The organism is Pseudomonas sp. LAMO17WK12:I10, from assembly GCF_900215185.1.
In the GTDB taxonomy this organism is placed as follows: Bacteria; Pseudomonadota; Gammaproteobacteria; order Pseudomonadales; family Pseudomonadaceae; genus Aquipseudomonas; species Aquipseudomonas chlororaphis.
In genome coordinates this window covers 429,403-448,414 of the sequence record NZ_OBDX01000001.1, presented here as the reverse complement: position 1 = coordinate 448,414, position 19,012 = coordinate 429,403, and the positions used below count along the sequence as shown (strand labels likewise).

General features: G+C 63.3%; 8 protein-coding genes. 5 read left to right on the top strand and 3 right to left on the bottom strand.

The annotated features are described in order from the left end of the window. Positions 1-120: 120 nt before the first annotated feature. Entirely contained in the window at positions 121-3,060 is a 2,940-nt protein-coding gene (gene glnE, locus CRO75_RS01885) for a bifunctional [glutamate--ammonia ligase]-adenylyl-L-tyrosine phosphorylase/[glutamate--ammonia-ligase] adenylyltransferase (RefSeq protein ID WP_097134278.1), read from the bottom strand. A gap of 381 nt (positions 3,061-3,441) precedes the next feature. Between glnE and aceE the strand changes: the two genes are divergently transcribed. The 4 genes from aceE to msrA all read left to right on the top strand — a co-directional run bounded on the left by aceE (position 3,442) and on the right by msrA (position 11,757). Beyond that, positions 3,442-6,087: a pyruvate dehydrogenase (acetyl-transferring), homodimeric type gene (gene aceE, locus CRO75_RS01880; RefSeq protein WP_009041862.1), complete on the top strand. Its 2,646-nt coding sequence runs from the start codon at positions 3,442-3,444 to the stop codon at positions 6,085-6,087. Between the two features lie 11 nt (positions 6,088-6,098). Next, the gene (aceF, locus tag CRO75_RS01875) at positions 6,099-8,033 is read left to right on the top strand and encodes a dihydrolipoyllysine-residue acetyltransferase (RefSeq protein ID WP_097134277.1); all 1,935 of its coding nucleotides are present in this window, start codon (positions 6,099-6,101) and stop codon (positions 8,031-8,033) included. Between the two features lie 309 nt (positions 8,034-8,342). Further along, positions 8,343-11,036, top strand: a complete 2,694-nt coding sequence (locus CRO75_RS01870; RefSeq protein WP_009041860.1) for a GGDEF and EAL domain-containing protein — start codon at positions 8,343-8,345, stop codon at positions 11,034-11,036. Between the two features lie 73 nt (positions 11,037-11,109). Then, entirely contained in the window at positions 11,110-11,757 is a 648-nt protein-coding gene (gene msrA, locus CRO75_RS01865) for a peptide-methionine (S)-S-oxide reductase MsrA (protein ID WP_007926804.1), read from the top strand. 111 nt (positions 11,758-11,868) lie between these two features. Here msrA and rlmJ read toward each other — a convergent pair whose 3' ends face one another. Continuing rightward, the gene (rlmJ, locus tag CRO75_RS01860; RefSeq protein WP_007926805.1) at positions 11,869-12,705 is read right to left on the bottom strand and encodes a 23S rRNA (adenine(2030)-N(6))-methyltransferase RlmJ; all 837 of its coding nucleotides are present in this window, start codon (positions 12,703-12,705) and stop codon (positions 11,869-11,871) included. 160 nt (positions 12,706-12,865) lie between these two features. Then, complete coding sequence (gene putP, locus CRO75_RS01855; protein WP_009041859.1) at positions 12,866-14,350, bottom strand: sodium/proline symporter PutP; 1,485 nt, start codon at positions 14,348-14,350, stop codon at positions 12,866-12,868. A gap of 461 nt (positions 14,351-14,811) precedes the next feature. Here putP and putA point away from each other — a divergent pair, with 461 nt between their 5' ends. Beyond that, positions 14,812-18,765, top strand: a complete 3,954-nt coding sequence (gene putA / locus CRO75_RS01850) for a trifunctional transcriptional regulator/proline dehydrogenase/L-glutamate gamma-semialdehyde dehydrogenase (RefSeq protein WP_097134276.1) — start codon at positions 14,812-14,814, stop codon at positions 18,763-18,765. Positions 18,766-19,012: the final 247 nt, after the last annotated feature.

Below are 19,012 nucleotides of genomic sequence, written 5' to 3'. Positions count from 1 at the left end.
GGGGAGGCTTACGCCTCCCCGCCTCGAGAATCCAGCCCTGCGGCATTCACCGCCGGCTCATTGTGGACGAGCCGCAACCTGGCTCGCCGGATACATTTGTGGCAACGCAGCGCACGCTGCCTAGCTTAGCCCCAGCTCGCGCCAAATCCGCAATACCTCCCGTCGCTCGCTGGCGAACTGGTCGCCGGCGATGACCCCGGCCTCGTTCTGCAAGGCCTGGCGGTGAGCCGCGGAGCGGTAGGCCTTATAGACCTCGCGCAACAGACTGGCGTCGGTCGCGGGCATCAGCCCGACTTCCTCCAGACCTTCCAGAATGCGGATATTGTCGGTGTAGCGCAGCAATGACGGGTGCTCTTGCGACCACGCCAGGGCCGCGTATTGCACCATAAATTCGATGTCGACGATACCTCCGGCGTCCTGCTTGAGGTCGAACGGCGCCGTGGCCTCGAAGGCATTTGCCGCGGTTCCGGCGGCCGTCGCCCTGGTCCCCAGGTTGTCGCGCATCTTGGCCCGCATCTCACTGACCTCTTGCTGCAACTTGGGCAGGTCACGGGCGCGACCCAGCACCGCCGCCCGCACTTTCTCGAAGGCCTGGCCGACATCCTGGCTACCTACCAATACCCGGGCGCGCACCAGTGCCTGATGCTCCCAGGTCCAGGCTTCGTTCTCCTGATAACGGGCGAAAGCCCCCAGCGAACTCACCAGCAAGCCCGACGCCCCGGATGGCCGCAGGCGCATGTCCACTTCGTACAGCTGGCCGGAGTTGGTCTGGGTGGTCAGCAGGTGAATGATCCGCTGGCCCAGGCGGGTGAAGAACTGCGCGCCGTCGATCGGTTTCGGGCCATCGGTTTCCGCCTGCGGATCGCCGTCATGGATGAACACCAGGTCCAGGTCGGAACCATGCCCGAGTTCCAGGCCGCCGACTTTCCCATAACCGACAATAATGAAGCCGGGATCGCACAAGGTGCCATCGGTGCGCTGCGGAGCGCCGTATTTGGCCACCGTCTGGCGCCAGGCCAGGGCCAGCACCTGTTCGAGGATCGCCTCGGCCAGCCAGGTCAGGTAATCGCTGACCTTCATCAACGGCAGGCTGCCGGCGATTTCCGAGGCTGCCACCCGCAGGCGGTGGGCCAGCTTGAAGTGACGCAGCGCCTCCATCTGCTGTTCCAGATCGTCCTCGGGGATGCGCGTCAGGCGCTCGCGCAACTCGGCGGCCAGCTCCGGCGCCAATGGTGGCTTGAACAGCCGGCCTTCGTTGAGCAATTCATCGAGCAGCAGCGGGAAGCGGGTGATCTGTTCGGCGATCCACGGGCTGGCGGCACACAGGGTCAGCAGGCGGCGCAAGGCCCCGGGGTTCTCGGTGAGCAGCACCAGGTAGGCCGAACGCCGCGCCACCGCCTCGACCAGCGGCAACACCCGCTCCAGCACCAGGTCCGGATCGGCATGCTCCACCGCCTGGGCCAGCAGGCGGGGAATAAAGGCGTCGAGACGCTCGCGCCCCAAACGCTGCATGGCTCGCAATTGCGGGCTGCCACGCAGGCCGGCCAGCGCCCTGAGCGCCTTGGGCGCGTCATTGAAACCGCCTTCCTGCAACTGCCGGCAGGCAGCTTCCTCGTCCTGGGCTTCTTCCCACAGCGGCAGCCATTCACCGCCGACCACCACTTCGCATTCGCTGCCTTCGTCTTCATCCGGGTCGGCGATCACCTGACGGAAGTGCCATTCCACCCGACCGCGCCAGTACATCAGGCGCTCATGGAACGCCGCCCAGTCGGCAAAACCCAGCATGAAGGCAATACGCGCCTGGTCCCGTGGATTGTCCGGCAGCATCTGCGTCTGTCGGTCGGCGATCGCCTGGATCGCGTGCTCGGTGTAACGCAGGAATTCGTAACCTTCACGTAGCTCGGCGATCACCGCGGGCGGCAGGTAACCCTGCCCCTCCAGGGTGGTCAGCACCTTTAATAGAGGACGCTGCTGCAGGCTCAGGTCGCGCCCGCCGTGGATCAGCTGGAAAGCCTGGGCGATGAACTCGACTTCACGAATCCCGCCGGAGCCCAGCTTGATATTGTCGGCCATGCCCTTGCGCCGCACTTCCTGCTGGATCAGCTGCTTCATGGTGCGCAGCGCTTCGATCGCCGAGAAGTCCAGGTAACGCCGATAGACAAAAGGCCGCAGCATGTCGAGCAACTGCGCGCCGGCGACCTGGTCACCCGCCACCACCCGCGCCTTGATCATCGCGTAGCGCTCCCAGTCGCGGCCCTGATCCTGGTAGTACTGCTCCAGCGCATTGAAGCTCAGCACCAGGGCGCCCGCCGAACCGTAGGGCCGCAGGCGCATGTCGACGCGGAACACGAAACCGTCGACGGTCATCGGGTCCAGCGCCTTGATCAGGCGCTGCCCCAGGCGGATGAAAAACTCCTGGTTATCCAGCGCACGCTTCACGCCCACGGTCTCCCCGCCTTCGGGGTAGGCGAAGATCAGGTCGATGTCGGACGACAGGTTCAGTTCGACGGCGCCCAGCTTGCCCATGCCAAGGATGACCATCTGCTGCGGCTCGCCGCTGCGCCGGCCGGTAGGAGTACCGAACTGCTCGCAGTGGCGCTGGTACAACCATTGATAGGCCTGGTCGATGCAGGCGTCGGCCATGTCCGACAGGTCGCGACAGGTCTGCACCAGATCCGCCTGGCGTGTCAGGTCGCGCCAGATGATCCGCACCTGATGACGATTGCGCTGACGCCGCAGCACCCGCCCCAGTTCGTCTTCGCTGGTGGCCTGCTGCACCGCTGCGGCGATCTGCGCGCACAGCTCGCCCGGGCTGAAGCTGCGGTCGAGCTCGCCGCCGCGCACCAGCTCCAGCAACATCAAAGGGTCACGAAGGCTCTGTTCAATGAAAAAGTCGCTGGCGGCGCTCACCCGGGCGAACTCGGCCCAGCGCTCGGGGGGCCAGGCGGCGAGCCCGTGATCGTCGTCCAGGGTCGCCACGGCACTACGGAACGACTGCTCCGCACGGCTGACAAAAGGCAGGAGAGTCGCTGGGAGTTCGGCAAGCGCGGGCAGGCTCATGGGCTATCCTTGATCGGCGTAGAAAGGGGCGGTCGGGGCAAATTCTGCGGGCGCGGCCCTTGAAGGACTGTCGAACAAAAGTTAGAAATAGCTGAATTTTTTATTATTTTGGCAGCCAGCATCAAATTCTTACCCATTGGTGTTGGAAATCGACCAACAGTAACGATTATTCTCACAACGCAGCAGGAGGCCACAAGCCAATCTTCTGTAGTTTTACTACTCGTCTATACATTCGAAAGGCTGAAATGGCCGACGATTTGTAGTAAAACTACACGCCGCCGTATCAACCTCCGGCAATCCAAGAATTTTATCGTCTGCCCACAAGGCCAGTCGCAAACTCAGGCAACCGATTCTGGAAGCCTTTCCGCCCTGGAGCAAGCCATGCAAGACCTCGATCCCGTCGAAACCCAGGAATGGCTGGACGCCCTGGAATCGGTTCTCGACAAAGAAGGCGAAGACCGTGCTCACTACCTGATGACCCGTATGGGCGAACTCGCGACCCGCAGCGGCTCGCAACTGCCCTACGCCATCACCACGCCGTACCGCAACACGATTCCCGTCACCCACGAAGCACGCATGCCTGGCGACCTGTTCATGGAACGCCGCATTCGCTCGCTGGTACGTTGGAACGCGTTGGCCATGGTCATGCGTACGAACCTGAAAGATTCTGACCTGGGCGGTCACATCTCCAGCTTCGCCTCCAGTGCGACGCTGTATGACATCGGCTTCAACTACTTCTTCCAGGCACCAACCGAAGAACATGGCGGCGACCTGATCTACTTCCAGGGCCACGCCTCCCCTGGCGTCTACGCTCGCGCTTTCATGGAAGGCCGCATCAGCGAAGACCAGATGAACAACTTCCGTCAGGAAGTGGACGGCAACGGGCTGTCCTCCTACCCGCACCCATGGCTGATGCCTGACTTCTGGCAGTTCCCGACCGTCTCCATGGGTCTGGGTCCGATCCAGGCGATCTACCAGGCGCGCTTCATGAAGTACCTGGAAGCCCGCGGCTTCATCCAGCCAGGCAAGCAGAAAGTCTGGTGCTTCATGGGCGACGGCGAGTGCGACGAACCGGAATCCCTGGGCGCGATCTCCCTGGCCGGCCGCGAGAAGCTGGACAACCTGATCTTCGTCATCAACTGCAACCTGCAGCGCCTCGACGGCCCGGTTCGCGGCAACGGCAAGATCATCCAGGAACTCGAAGGCGTGTTCCGTGGCGCCCAGTGGAATGTGAACAAGGTCATCTGGGGCCGTTTCTGGGACCCACTGCTGGCCAAGGACACCGACGGCATCCTGCAACGCCGCATGGACGAAGTCATCGACGGCGAGTACCAGAACTACAAGGCCAAAGACGGCGCCTTCGTGCGTGAGCACTTCTTCAACACGCCAGAACTCAAGGCGATGGTCGAAGACCTGTCCGACGACGAAATCTGGAAACTCAACCGTGGCGGCCACGACCCGTACAAGGTCTATGCGGCCTACCACCAGGCGGTCAACCACAAAGAGCAACCGACCGTCATCCTGGCCAAGACCATCAAGGGCTATGGCACCGGCGCCGGCGAAGCGAAGAACACCGCGCACAACACCAAGAAAGTCGATGTCGATAGCCTGAAGTTGTTCCGCGACCGCTTCGACATTCCGGTCAAGGACGAAGAGATCGAAAACCTGCCGTTCTTCAAGCCGGAAGAAGGCAGTGCCGAAGCCCGCTACCTGAGCGAGCGTCGTGCCGCGCTGGGCGGTTTCGTGCCTCAGCGTCGCGCCAAGAGCTTCAACATCCCGACCCCGCCACTGGATACCCTCAAGGCCATCCTCGACGGTTCGGGCGACCGCGAAATCTCCACCACCATGGCCTTCGTGCGGATCCTCGCGCAGCTGGTCAAGGACAAGGAAATCGGCCAGCGCATCGTGCCGATCATCCCCGACGAAGCCCGTACCTTCGGTATGGAAGGCATGTTCCGTCAGTTGGGCATCTACTCGTCCGTCGGCCAGCTCTACGAGCCAGTCGATAAAGACCAGGTGATGTTCTACCGCGAAGACAAGAAGGGCCAGATCCTCGAGGAAGGCATCAACGAAGCGGGCGCCATGAGCTCCTTCATCGCAGCCGGTACCTCGTACTCCAGCCACAACCAGCCGATGCTGCCGTTCTACATCTTCTATTCGATGTTCGGCTTCCAGCGTATCGGCGACCTGGCCTGGGCCGCTGGCGACAGCCGTACCCGTGGCTTCCTGATCGGCGGTACCGCCGGCCGTACCACCCTCAACGGTGAAGGCCTGCAGCACGAAGACGGTCACAGCCACATGCTGGCGGGCACCATCCCGAACTGCCGCACCTTCGATCCGACCTATGGCTACGAGCTGGCGGTGATCATCCAGGACGGCATGAAGAAGATGACCGAAGAGCAACAGGACGTCTTCTACTACATCACCGTGATGAACGAGTCCTACCAGCAGCCCGCCATGCCGGCCGGTGTAGAGGAAGGCATCATCAAGGGCATGTACCTGCTCGAGGAAGACACCCGCGAAGCGGCGCACCACGTACAGCTGATGGGCTCCGGCACCATCCTGCGCGAAGTCCGTGAAGCGGCGAAGATCCTGCGTGAAGAATTCAACGTGGGCGCGGACGTCTGGAGCGTGACCAGCTTCAACGAACTGCGTCGCGATGGCCTGGCAGTCGAGCGCAGCAACCGTCTGCATCCGGGCCAGAAGCCTAAGCTGAGCTATGTCGAAGAGTGCCTGAGCGGCCGCAAGGGCCCGGTCATCGCCTCTACCGACTACATGAAGCTGTTCGCCGAACAGATTCGTCAGTGGGTCCCGTCCAAGGAATTCAAAGTCCTGGGCACCGACGGTTTCGGCCGCAGTGACAGCCGCAAGAAGCTGCGTCACTTCTTCGAAGTCGACCGTCATTTCGTGGTGTTGGCAGCCCTGGAAGCCTTGGCTGACCGTGGTGACATCGAACCTAAGGTCGTGGCCGAGGCCATCACCAAGTTCGGCATCAACCCGGAAAAACGCAACCCACTGGACTGCTGAGGAGATTTTTTGTGAGCGAACTCATTCGCGTACCTGACATCGGCAGCGGTGAAGGTGAAGTAATCGAACTGTTTGTGAAGGTCGGCGACCGTATCGAAGCCGACCAGAGCATCCTGACGCTGGAATCGGACAAGGCGAGCATGGAAGTGCCGGCGCCCAAAGCCGGCGTCATCAAGAGCCTGAAAGTGAAGCTGGGCGATCGCCTGAAAGAAGGCGACGAGCTGCTGGAACTGGAAGTCGAGGGTGCCGCGCAAGCGGCTCCTGCGCCTGCCGCTGCACCGGCTGCCAAAGCCGAGGCCAAACCGGCTGCCGCTCCTGCTGCCGCGCCAGCTGCTCCTGCTGCCGCTTCGGTTCAGCAAGTGCACGTGCCGGACATCGGTTCGTCGGGCAAGGCCCAGATCATCGAGATCCAGGTCAAGGTCGGCGACAAGGTCGAGGCTGATCAATCGTTGATCACCCTGGAATCCGACAAGGCGAGCATGGAGATCCCATCGCCTGCCGCTGGCGTGGTCAAGGCCATCAGCGTCAAGCTCAACGACGAAGTCGGCACCGGCGACCTGATCCTGGATCTGGAAGTGGCAGGTGCTGCGGCCCCTGTTGCGGCCGCTCCGGCCCAGGCGGCTGCTCCGGCACCTGCCGCTGCGCCTGCTCCTGCGGCGGCTCCGGCTGCCCCAGTGGCCGACAGCGTCCAGGACATCCACGTCCCTGACATCGGTTCGGCCGGCAAGGCCAAGATCATCGAAGTGCTGGTCAAGGCTGGCGACAGCGTTGAAGCCGACCAGTCGCTGATCACCCTCGAGTCCGACAAGGCCAGCATGGAAATCCCATCGCCAGCCGCCGGCATCGTGGAAAGCGTTGCGATCAAGCTGGACGACGAAGTCGGTACCGGCGACCTGATCCTCAAGCTGAAAGTCAAAGGCGCGGCACCTGCTGCCGCGGCTGCGCCAAGCGCTCCGGCACCTGCCGCTGCTGCTCCGGCTGCCGCTGCACCTGCTGCCGCCCCGGCCGCTGCACCTGCCAAACCTGGCGCTAAAGTTCACGCAGGTCCTGCGGTGCGCCAACTGGCCCGTGAGTTCGGCGTCGAGCTGAGCGCTGTTGGCGCCAGCGGTCCGCACGGTCGCATCCTCAAGGAAGACGTGCAGGTTTACGTCAAAGCGATGATGCAAAAGGCCAAGGAAGCGCCGGCTGCTGGCGGCGCAACCGGTGGCGCGGGCATCCCGCCGATTCCGGTGGTGGACTTCAGCCGCTTCGGCGAGATCGAAGAAGTGCCGATGACCCGCCTGATGCAGGCTGGCGCATCGAACCTGCATCGCAGCTGGCTGAACGTGCCCCACGTCACCCAGTTCGACTCGGCCGATATCACCGAGCTGGAAGCCTTCCGGATCGCCCAGAAAGCCGTTGCAGAGAAGGCCGGCGTCAAGCTGACCATCCTGCCGCTGCTGCTGAAATCCTGCGCGCACCTGCTCAAGGAACTGCCGGACTTCAACAGTTCGCTGGCGCCTAGCGGCAAAGCGATCATCCGCAAGAAGTACGTGAACATCGGCTTCGCGGTCGACACCCCGGATGGCCTGCTGGTACCGGTGATCAAGAACGTCGATCAGAAGAGCCTGCTGCAACTGGCTGCCGAAGCCGCTTCCCTGGCTGAAAAGGCCCGGACCAAGAAGCTCTCGGCGGACGACATGCAGGGTGCCTGCTTCACCATCTCCAGCCTCGGTCACATTGGCGGCACCGGCTTCACGCCAATCGTCAACGCACCGGAAGTGGCGATCCTCGGCGTTTCCAAGGCAACCATCCAGCCAGTCTGGGACGGCAAAGCCTTCCAGCCGAAGCTGATGCTGCCGCTGTCGCTGTCCTACGATCACCGCGTGATCAACGGCGCCGCTGCTGCACGCTTCACCAAGCGTCTGAGCGATCTGCTGGCGGATATCCGCACCATCCTGCTGTAAGACTCGGCCGGCTTCCCTGTCATGGGGAAGCCGGCCGTTGCACCCTTTTCGAGCGCCACGCTCGCACCTCAACCCCGTCGATTTGGCGGGGCTTTTTTTGCCGAAAAATCGCCGTAACCAGCCGCCAAAGCCCGCTAAAACACCAGGAAAGATTAGCGTTCAGAAATCTTCCGTTCTGCCGATAGATTCTTATAGCACTTAGCCTTCATCTCACTTGTCAGTCAGTGCCGCATGATGCAACCTTGCCGCAGGCAACAGTAAAGAGGGCGCGAGCCCGGCGCGATCAGCATTTACCAAGCGAGTTTCCCCATGAAAAGCCAACCCGATGCCGCCAGCCGTATGGTGGCCGAGGTAGTGACGCAGTTGCCCGTGCCCTCGCGGCTCGGCATGCTGCGTTTCGAACGGCTGAATGAAGCGAGCTGGGCCCTGCTGTTTCTCGATCCAAACTGTGAACGCCAATTCGGCCTGCCCGCCGTCGAGCTTTGCGCCCTGGTCGGCTCGCCCTATGCCAGCCTGATGGAGCCGGAAGCCCGCTATCAGTTGCACGATGCGATCCAGCAGCAACTGACCCACAGCCCGCATTACCTGATTCGCTACACCCTGCACACCGCCAAGGGCTCACTCAGCCTGCTGGAACTCGGCGAAGCCTACAAACAGCACAATCGACACCTGCTGCGTGGCTATTTCCTGGTGGTCGACGGCCTGCTCGACAACGATCAGCCGCTCTCCGCGCCCGACCTGGAAACCCAGAACAGTCGCCTGCAAATCGCCCTGGAACTCAACCAGCGGGCCCAGCTGGAACAACTCCAGCACCTCGAACGGGTGCGCGCCCAGCAGGACCTGATCCTGCTCCTGGCCCGCCAGCGCTACAGCGCCAACAACTCCCTGCTGGAAGCCGCCGAGCTGATTACCCGCAGCGCCTGCGACATCTACGAAATCGACTGTGCCAGCATCTGGAACCTGGAAGGCCAGTTGCTGGTGCCCATCTGCGCCTATCACCGCGACCTGCAGGAATACATCCTGCCGGAGGCGATCGACGTCAGCGACTTCCCCGACTACCTCGAAGCCCTGCACACCAGCCGGGCCATCGATGCGCACAATGCCATGCGCGACCCGCGCACCCGGGAAATGGCCGAAAGCCTGCGCCCGCGCAACATCAACGCCATGCTCGACGCCAGCATCCGCATCGACGGCCAGGTGGTCGGCGTGCTGTGCCTGGAACAAGTGGGCAACACCCGCGCCTGGCAATCCGATGAAATCGCCTTTGCCGGCGAACTGGCCGACCAGTTCGCCCAGGTCATCAATAACCACAACCGCCGTACCGCCACCAGCGCCCTGCACCTGTTCCAGCGCGCGGTCGAGCAAAGCGCCAATGCCTTTCTGCTGGTCAACTGCGACGGCGTGGTGGAGTACGTCAACCCGAGCTTCACGGCGATCACCCAGTACAGCACCGAGGAAGTCCACGGCCATCGGCTAGCGGAACTGCCGGCGCTGGAGAACCTCAGCGAACTGCTGTTCGACGCGCCCTCCAGCCTGGCCAAGAGCAACAGCTGGCAGGGCGAGTTCAAGAGCCGGCGCAAGAACCTGGAGCCGTACTGGGGCCAGCTGTCGATCTCCAAGGTCTATGGCGACAACCGCGAACTGACCCACTACATCGGCATCTACGAAGACATCACCCAGACCAAGCTCGCCCAGCAACGCATCGAGCGCCTGGCTTACACCGACAACCTGACCAACCTGGGCAACCGCCCCGCGTTCATCCGCAACCTCGACGAACGCTTCGCCCGCGACAGCGACAGCCCCATCAGCCTGCTGCTGGTGGACATCGACAACTTCAAGCGGATCAACGACAGCCTCGGCCACCAGACCGGCGACAAGCTGCTGATCAGCCTGGCCCGGCGCCTGCGCAACAGCCTGAGCCCGAGCGGCAGCCTGGCGCGTTTCGCCAGTAACGAGTTCGCCGTGCTGCTGGACGACACCGACCTGGAGGCAGGCCAACAGATCGCCAGCCAGTTGCTGATGACCCTCGACAAGCCGATGTTCGTCGACAACCAACTCATCAGCGTCACCGGCTCCGTGGGCCTGGCCTGCGCACCGCTGCACGGCCGCGACCCGCAGACCCTGATGCGCAACGCCGGCCTGGCGCTGCACAAGGCCAAGGCCAACGGCAAACATCAGGTGCAGGTGTTTACCGAAGCCCTGAACGCCGAAGCCAGCTACAAGCTGTTCGTGGAAAACAACCTGCGCCGCGCCCTGACCCAGAACGAGCTGGACGTGTTCTACCAGCCCAAGCTGTGCCTGCGCAGCGGACGCCTGCTGGGCCTGGAGGCGCTGCTGCGCTGGAACCATCCGGAAAAGGGCATGATCCGCCCGGACCAGTTCATCAGCGTCGCCGAAGAGACCGGCCTGATCATCCCGATCGGCAAATGGATCGCGCGCCAGGCCTGTCGCATGAGCAAGCAGCTCACCGCCGCCGGCCTGGGCAATCTGCAGGTGGCGATCAACCTGTCGCCCAAGCAGTTTTCCGACCCGGACCTGGTGGCCTCCATCGCCAGCATCCTCAAGGAAGAACAACTGCCCGCCTCGCTGCTGGAGCTTGAGCTGACGGAGGGCCTGCTGCTGGAAGCCACCGAAGACACCCACCAGCAACTCGACCAGCTGAAAAAGCTCGGCCTGACCCTGGCCATGGACGACTTCGGCACCGGCTATTCGTCGCTGAGCTACTTGAAGAAATTCCCGATCGACATCATCAAGATCGATCGCAGCTTCATCCATGAAATCCCCGCCAACCAGGACGACATGGAAATCACCTCGGCGGTGATCGCCATGGCCCACAACCTGAAAATCCAGGTGGTGGCCGAGGGCATCGAAACCGCGGAGCAGCTGTCCTTCCTGCGTCGCCACCGCTGCGATGTCGGCCAGGGCTACCTGTTCGACCGGCCGATCCCCGGCTCGGAGCTGATCGACAAGCTCAAACGTTATCCGCGCGGCCCAATCGCCTGACAGCGCTGTAACACTCGGGCAAACTGCGTGTCTGGTTAATTACTCAATCCCACCCTGACTGAGAGGACTGATCATGGTTCTGCGCTCGGAAATTCTGGTGAACAAAAACGTGCTACCTACCAAAGAACAAGCCCTGCCTGGCCGCGAAACCCCGATGACCGTGCCAGCCGAACACTTCGTCAACGGCAACCCGCTGCTGGGCCCGTTCCCGGGCAACGTGGAATTCGCCATCTTCGGCCTGGGTTGCTTCTGGGGCGCGGAACGCAAGTTCTGGCAGCGCGAGGGCGTGTTCAGCACGTCGGTGGGCTACGCCGGCGGCTTTACCCCGAACCCGACCTACGAAGAAGTCTGCTCGGGCCTGACCGGCCATAGCGAAGTGGTGCTGGTGGTCTACGAGCCGGAGAAAGTCAGCTACCAGGAACTGCTGGCGATGTTCTGGGAACTGCACAACCCGACCCAGGGCATGCGTCAGGGCAACGACATCGGCACCCAGTACCGCTCGGTGATCTATGCCACCAACCCGACCCAGCTGGAGCAGGCCAAGGCCAGCGAAAAAGTGTTCCAGGCCGAGCTGACCAAGGCCGGGCTGGGCGCCATCACCACGGAAATCGAAGAAGCCCCGACCTTCTACTACGCCGAGGCCTACCACCAGCAGTACCTGGCGAAGAATCCGGAAGGCTACTGCGGGATCGGCGGCACTGGCGTGACCTGCCCGATCTGACCCGTAGCCGCTGCCGAGGCACGAGGCTGCGATGCGGTCCGCAGGAGCGCCCTCTGGGGCCGCTTCGCTGCCCATCGCAGCCTCGTGCCTCGGCAGCGGCTACACCTCACATTATTCGGCGATCAGCCAATCCATCTGCCAGCCGCCCTGGGTCTGGCCCAGTTTCTGCGCCAGCCACGGCAGCAGCTCGCGCAACTCCTCTTCCAGCCCCCACGGTGGGTTGGCAATCGCCAGGCCCGAGCCGTTCAGGCTGTTGGGCGTATCCAGGGGATGCACCAGCAGTTCCACACGCAGCAGCTTCGGCGCGCCGGTACCGGCCAGGTCCTGGTAGAAGCGGCGCAGCGCCCGCTGATCCTTGACCGGGTACCAGATGGCCGCCACGGTCTGGCGCATCCGGCCGATGGCTTCTTTCAGCGACGCGGCGCAACGCTGCATCTCGTCGAGCTGCTCGAACGGCGGGTCGATCAGCATCACCGCGCGCTTCTCGGCCACCGGCAGCAGCGCTCGCGCCACATGCCAGCCCTCGCCCAGGTGGACCGCCACCCGGCGATCGCCCTTCATGTTTTCCTTGAGCAGCAACCCGTCTTCCGGATGCTTCTCGTTGAGCAGCACCCGGTCCTGGGAACGGGTCAGGCGCCGCGCCAGCTCGGGCGAGCCCGGGTAATAACGCAGTTCGCCATCGGGGTTCATCTTGTGCAGCACCGCCATGTAGTCGGCGGTCAGCGCTGGCAGGTCCTGCTCGCCCCACAGGCGCGCGATGCCTTCCAGGTACTCGCCGGTGCGGTTGGCCTGATCGCCCTGGAGGTCGTACAGGCCGATGCCGGCATGACTGTCGAGGTAGGCGAACGGCTGCTCCTTGCGCGACATCAGGGCGATGAGGCGGGTCAGGGTCAGGTGTTTGAAGACGTCGGCGTGGTTGCCGGCGTGGAAGGCGTGACGATAGTTCATGGTTGCTCCTGCGCAGGGGGCGAAGTTTACCCTGTGCCACGGCCGGCGTCAGGTCGTGTCGGGAGCTTCCACGGCGCAGTCACGCCCATAAAAAAGCCCGCATCCCAGGGAATGCGGGCTTTTCGAATCACTGCTGGGTTAGCGCCTCAACGGCTCCCGATCAGTGGTTGAGCTTGTAGTCTTTCTCGGCCGCCTCGAAACGCTGGACCATGCCGGCGCTCGGCGCGCTCATCTTGCTCACCAGCAGGATGGCCAGGCTGGCGAAGATGAAGCCCGGGATGATTTCGTACAGGCCCAGCACATTGAAGTGCTTCCACAGGATCACGGTCACGGCGCCGACGATGATGCCGGCCAGCGCGCCGTCGCGAGTCATGCCTTTCCACAGTACCGAGATCAGCACCACAGGACCGAAGGCCGCGCCGAAACCGGCCCAGGCGTAGCTGACCAGGCCCAATACGCGGTTTTCCGGGTTGGCGGCCATGGCGATGGCGACCAGGGCAACCAGCAGCACCATGGCGCGACCGACCCACACCAGCTCCAGCTGGGAAGCATGTTTACGCAGGAAGGCTTTGTAGAAGTCTTCGGTCAGGGCACTGGAGCACACCAGCAACTGGCAGCTCAGGGTGCTCATCACCGCCGCCAGGATGGCCGACAGCAGCACACCGGCGATCCATGGGTTGAACAGCAGCTTGGCCAGCTCGATGAACACACGCTCGTGGTTCTCGGTCACGGGACCGGCCACTTCCGGGTGCGCCGAGAAGTAGGCGATACCGAAGAAACCCACGGCCACGGTGCCGCCCAGGCACAGGATCATCCAGGTCATGGAGATGCGACGGGCGTTGGCGATCGACTTGACCGAATCCGCGGCCATGAAGCGTGCCAGGATGTGCGGCTGGCCGAAGTAGCCCAGGCCCCAGCCCATCAGCGAGATAATGCCGATGAAGGTGGTGTTTTTCAGCATGTCGAAGTTGCTTGGGTCCTGGGCTTCGATCGCCAGGAAGGTGGTGTCGACGCCACCGGTGGCCAGCAGCACGATGATCGGCGTCAGCAGCAGGGCGAAGATCATCAGGGTGGCTTGTACGGTGTCGGTCCAGCTCACTGCCAGGAAACCACCAACAAAGGTGTAGGCGATGGTCGCCGCGGCACCGGCCCACAGGGCGGTCTCGTAAGGCATGCCGAAGGTGCTTTCGAACAGACGGGCACCGGCGACGATGCCGGAAGCGCAGTAAATGGTGAAGAACACCAGGATCACGATCGCGGAGATGATCCGCAGCAGCCCGCTCTTGTCCTCGAAGCGGCTGGAGAAATAGTCCGGCAGCGTCAATGCATCGCCGTTGTGTTCGGTTTGTACTCGCAGACGACCGGCGACGAACAGCCAGTTCAGGTAGGCACCGACGATCAGGCCGATGGCGATCCAGCTCTCGGACAGGCCGGACATGTAGATGGCGCCCGGCAGGCCCATCAGCAACCAGCCGCTCATGTCGGAAGCACCGGCGGAAAGCGCGGTCACCACGCTACCCAGGCTGCGGCCACCGAGGATGTAGTCAGAAAGGTTGTTGGTAGAGCGATAGGCCATGAAGCCGATCAGCACCATAGCTGCGATGTAGATCACGAACGTGATCAAGGTTGGATTGCTTGCACTCATTGAGTTACGCCCTGGCTTTGTTTTTATGTAGCGGCGGTCAGCACCACCGCTCTCAAACGACTACGTTTGAGAGACGACTGGGTACTCCGCGCATTTATGACTGATGTTTCCCCAGGAAAGCCATCAGCCGATGAACCGGTCGCGAGGGCCGGTTGCACCTTGGGCGCGAATGCTATTCAACAACTCAAAGAAGGTGCAACCTGTTTCGCGAGAATAAGTTGCACCCAAGCGATTTTTCCGGCGAACGCCGCGTTTTTGCTCCTTTTTGGAGCAAAAACCCATCGCGACAGAATTAAAAGCACCAAGCAGAAGCGCCGCCCAGGGACCGGAAATTAATTCCTGATGAGCTGCCAATTATTCTGATAAAAAACAGGTTGCACCCGGTTGCACCTCTCTCGGCTCACGGCTAATCTTGCCGCCAGCTGATGCCACGCAACCGTGGTAAACATGAGGATAAAAATATGGCTACCACCACCCTTGGGGTCAAACTCGACGACCCGACCCGCGAACGCCTGAAGGCTGCCGCGACCTCGATCGATCGCACGCCGCACTGGCTGATCAAGCAGGCAATTTTCAATTACCTGGAAAAACTCGAGGGTGGTGCAACCCTGACCGAGCTGAGCGGTTCGACCCGCACCGACGGCGATGACGCTGGCGAAGTGCAGACCGACCACGCCCACCAGTGTTTCCTCGAATTCGCCGAAAGCATCCTGCCGCAATCGGTGCTGCGCGCTTCGATCACCGCTGCTTATCGCCGTCCGGAACCGGAAGTGGTGCCGATGCTGCTGGAGCAGGCGCGCCTGCCGGCCACCATGGCCGAAGCCACCAACAAGCTGGCCGCGACCATCGCCGAAAAACTGCGCAACCAGAAGAGCGCCGGCGGCCGTGCCGGTATCGTCCAGGGCCTGCTGCAGGAATTCTCCCTGTCGTCCCAGGAAGGCGTGGCCCTGATGTGCCTGGCCGAAGCCCTGCTGCGCATCCCCGACAAAGGCACCCGTGACGCGCTGATCCGCGACAAGATCAGCACCGGCAACTGGCAGCCGCACCTGGGCAACAGCCCGTCGCTGTTCGTCAACGCCGCCACCTGGGGCCTGCTGCTGACCGGCAAACTGGTCGCCACCCATAACGAAGCCGGCCTGACCTCGTCCCTGAGCCGCATCATCGGCAAGAGCGGCGAGCCGATGATCCGCAAGGGCGTCGACATGGCCATGCGCCTGATGGGCGAGCAGTTCGTCACCGGCGAAACCATCGCCGAGGCCCTGGCCAACGCGAGCAAGTTCGAAGCCAAGGGCTTCCGTTACTCCTACGACATGCTCGGCGAAGCGGCACTGACCGAGCACGACGCGCAGAAATACCTGGCGTCCTACGAGCAAGCCATCCATTCGATCGGCAAGGCGTCCCACGGTCGTGGCATCTATGAAGGCCCGGGCATCTCGATCAAGCTCTCGGCCCTGCACCCGCGCTACAGCCGCGCCCAGTACGAGCGCGTGATGGACGAGCTGTACCCGCGCCTGCTGTCGCTGACCCTGCTGGCCAAGCAATACGACATCGGCCTGAACATCGACGCCGAAGAAGCCGACCGCCTGGAGCTGTCGCTGGATCTGCTCGAGCGCCTGTGCTTCGAACCGCAGCTGACCGGCTGGAACGGCATCGGCTTCGTGATCCAGGCCTACCAGAAGCGCTGCCCGTATGTGATCGACTACGTGATTGACCTGGCGCGCCGCAGCCGTCACCGCCTGATGATCCGCCTGGTGAAAGGCGCCTATTGGGACAGCGAGATCAAGCGCGCCCAGGTCGAAGGCCTGGAAGGCTATCCGGTCTACACCCGCAAGGTGTACACCGACGTGTCCTATATCGCCTGCGCCCGCAAGCTGCTGTCGGTACCGGAAGTCATCTACCCGCAGTTCGCCACCCACAACGCCCACACCCTGTCGGCCATCTACCACATCGCCGGTCAGAACTATTACCCGGGCCAGTACGAGTTCCAGTGCCTGCACGGCATGGGCGAACCGCTGTACGAACAGGTGGTAGGCAAGGTTGCCGATGGCAAGCTGAACCGTCCGTGCCGCGTGTACGCCCCGGTCGGCACCCATGAAACCCTGCTGGCCTACCTGGTCCGCCGCCTGCTGGAAAACGGCGCCAACACCTCGTTCGTCAACCGCATCGCCGACCAGTCGATCTCCATCCAGGAGCTGGTGGCCGACCCGGTCAGCCAGATCGAGCAGATGGCGACCCTGGAAGGCGGTTTCGGCCTGCCGCATCCGCGCATTCCATTGCCGCGCGACCTGTACGGCAGCGAGCGCGCCAACTCCGCCGGCATCGACATGGCCAACGAACACCGCCTGGCGTCGTTGTCCTGCGCCCTGCTGGCCACCGCCCACAACCACTGGAAAGCCGCGCCGATGCTCGGTTACGCCTCCAGCAACGAAACCCCGGCGCCGGTCTTGAACCCGTCCGATCACCGCGATGTGGTCGGCCACGTACAGGAAGCCACGGTCGAAGACGTCGACAACGCCATCCAGTGCGCGCTGAACGCCGCGCCGATCTGGCAGGCCACGCCGCCGGCCGAGCGCGCCGCGATCCTTGAACGCGCCGCCGACCTGATGGAAGGCGAGATCCAGCCGCTGATGGGCCTGCTGGCCCGCGAAGCCGGCAAGACCTTCGCCAACGCCATCGCCGAAGTGCGCGAAGCCGTGGACTTCCTGCGCTACTACGCGGTGCAGGCGCGCAACGATTTCAGCAACGACGCGCACCGCCCACTGGGCCCGGTGGTCTGCATCAGCCCGTGGAACTTCCCGCTGGCGATCTTCAGCGGCCAGGTCGCCGCCGCCCTGGCCGCCGGCAACCCGGTACTGGCCAAGCCTGCTGAGCAAACCCCGTTGGTTGCCGCGCAAGCCGTGCGCATCCTGTTGGAAGCCGGCATTCCGGAAGGCGTGCTGCAACTGCTGCCGGGCCGTGGCGAAACCGTCGGTGCCCGCCTGGTCGGCGACGATCGGGTCAAGGGCGTGATGTTTACCGGTTCCACCGAAGTCGCGCGCCTGCTGCAACGCAACGTCGCCGGCCGCCTGGACGCCCAGGGCCGGCCGATCCCGCTGATCGCCGAAACCGGTGGCCAGAACGCGATGATCGTCGACTCCTCGGCCCTGACCGAACAAGTGGTGATCGACGTCGTCTCCTCGGCCTTCGACAGCGCCGGCCAGCGTTGCTCGGCCCTGCGCGTGCTGTGCCTGCAGGAAGACTCCGCCGACCGCGTGATCGAAATGCTCAAGGGCGCCATGGCGGAAAGTCGCCTGGGTAACCCGGAGCGCCTGTCCGTGGACATCGGCCCGGTGATCGACGCCGAAGCCAAGGCCGGCATCGAGAAACACATCCAGGCCATGCGCGACAAAGGCCGCAGCGTGTATCAGGTGGCGATCGCCGATGGCGAAGAGGTCAAGCGCGGCACTTTCGTGATGCCGACCCTGATCGAGCTGGAAAGCTTCGACGAACTGCAACGGGAGATCTTCGGCCCGGTGCTGCACGTGGTGCGCTACAAGCGCAAGGACATCGACCAGTTGATCGCGCAGATCAACGCTTCCGGCTACGGCCTGACCCTGGGCGTGCACACCCGCATCGACGAGACCATCGCCAAGGTGATCGACAACGTCAACGCCGGTAACGTCTACGTCAACCGCAACATCGTCGGTGCCGTGGTCGGCGTGCAGCCATTCGGCGGCGAAGGCCTGTCGGGCACCGGCCCGAAAGCCGGCGGCCCGCTGTACCTGTACCGCCTGCTGTCGACCCGTCCGACCGACGCCATCGAGCAGTCGTTCGCCCGTGGCGACGCCCTGAATGCGCCGGACGTGCGCCTGCGTGATGCCATGAGCAAGCCGCTGAACGCCCTGCAAGCCTGGGCCGACAGCAACAAGCTGGCGGACCTCAGCGCCCTGTGCGTACAGTTCGCGGCGCAGTCGCAGAGCGGTGTCACCCGTGTGCTGGCGGGCCCGACCGGCGAACGCAACAGCTATGCCATCCTGCCGCGCGAACACGTGCTGTGCCTGGCGGAAGTCGAAGGCGACCTGCTGACTCAACTGGCTGCGGTCCTGGCCGTGGGTGGTTCGGCGGTCTGGCCGGAAGGCGAACCGGGCAAGGCGCTCTACGCCCGCCTGCCTGCGGAGGTGCAAGCGCGCATCCAGCGCGTGGCCGACTGGACCAAGGACGACGTGGTGTTCGATGCGGTCCTGCATCACGGCGACTCCGACCAGCTGCGCGCGGTCTGCCAGCAAGTGGCCAAGCGTGCCGGCGCCATCGTCGGGGTTCACGGCCTGTCGCAAGGCGAAACCTCGATTGCCCTGGAACGCCTGGTGATCGAGCGCGCCTTGAGCGTCAACACCGCGGCGGCCGGCGGTAACGCCAGCCTGATGACCATCGGCTGAGGCCGATAGTCAGCGGCATGAAAAAGGGCGCCCTCACCGGCGCCCTTTTTTTGCCCGATGCAATCCCTGTAGCCGCTGCCGCAGGCTGCGATCGGCCGGAACGGCCGTAGTGATTTCATTGCCGCCGAAGTCCCTGCGGGACTTATCGCAGCCTTCGGCAGCGGCTACAGGGGCTGTGCCTGTTTGGCATCTTTATCACCCGCATCAATCTTGCTGTTCAGCGTTTATTCACCCGCCTAGACTCGGC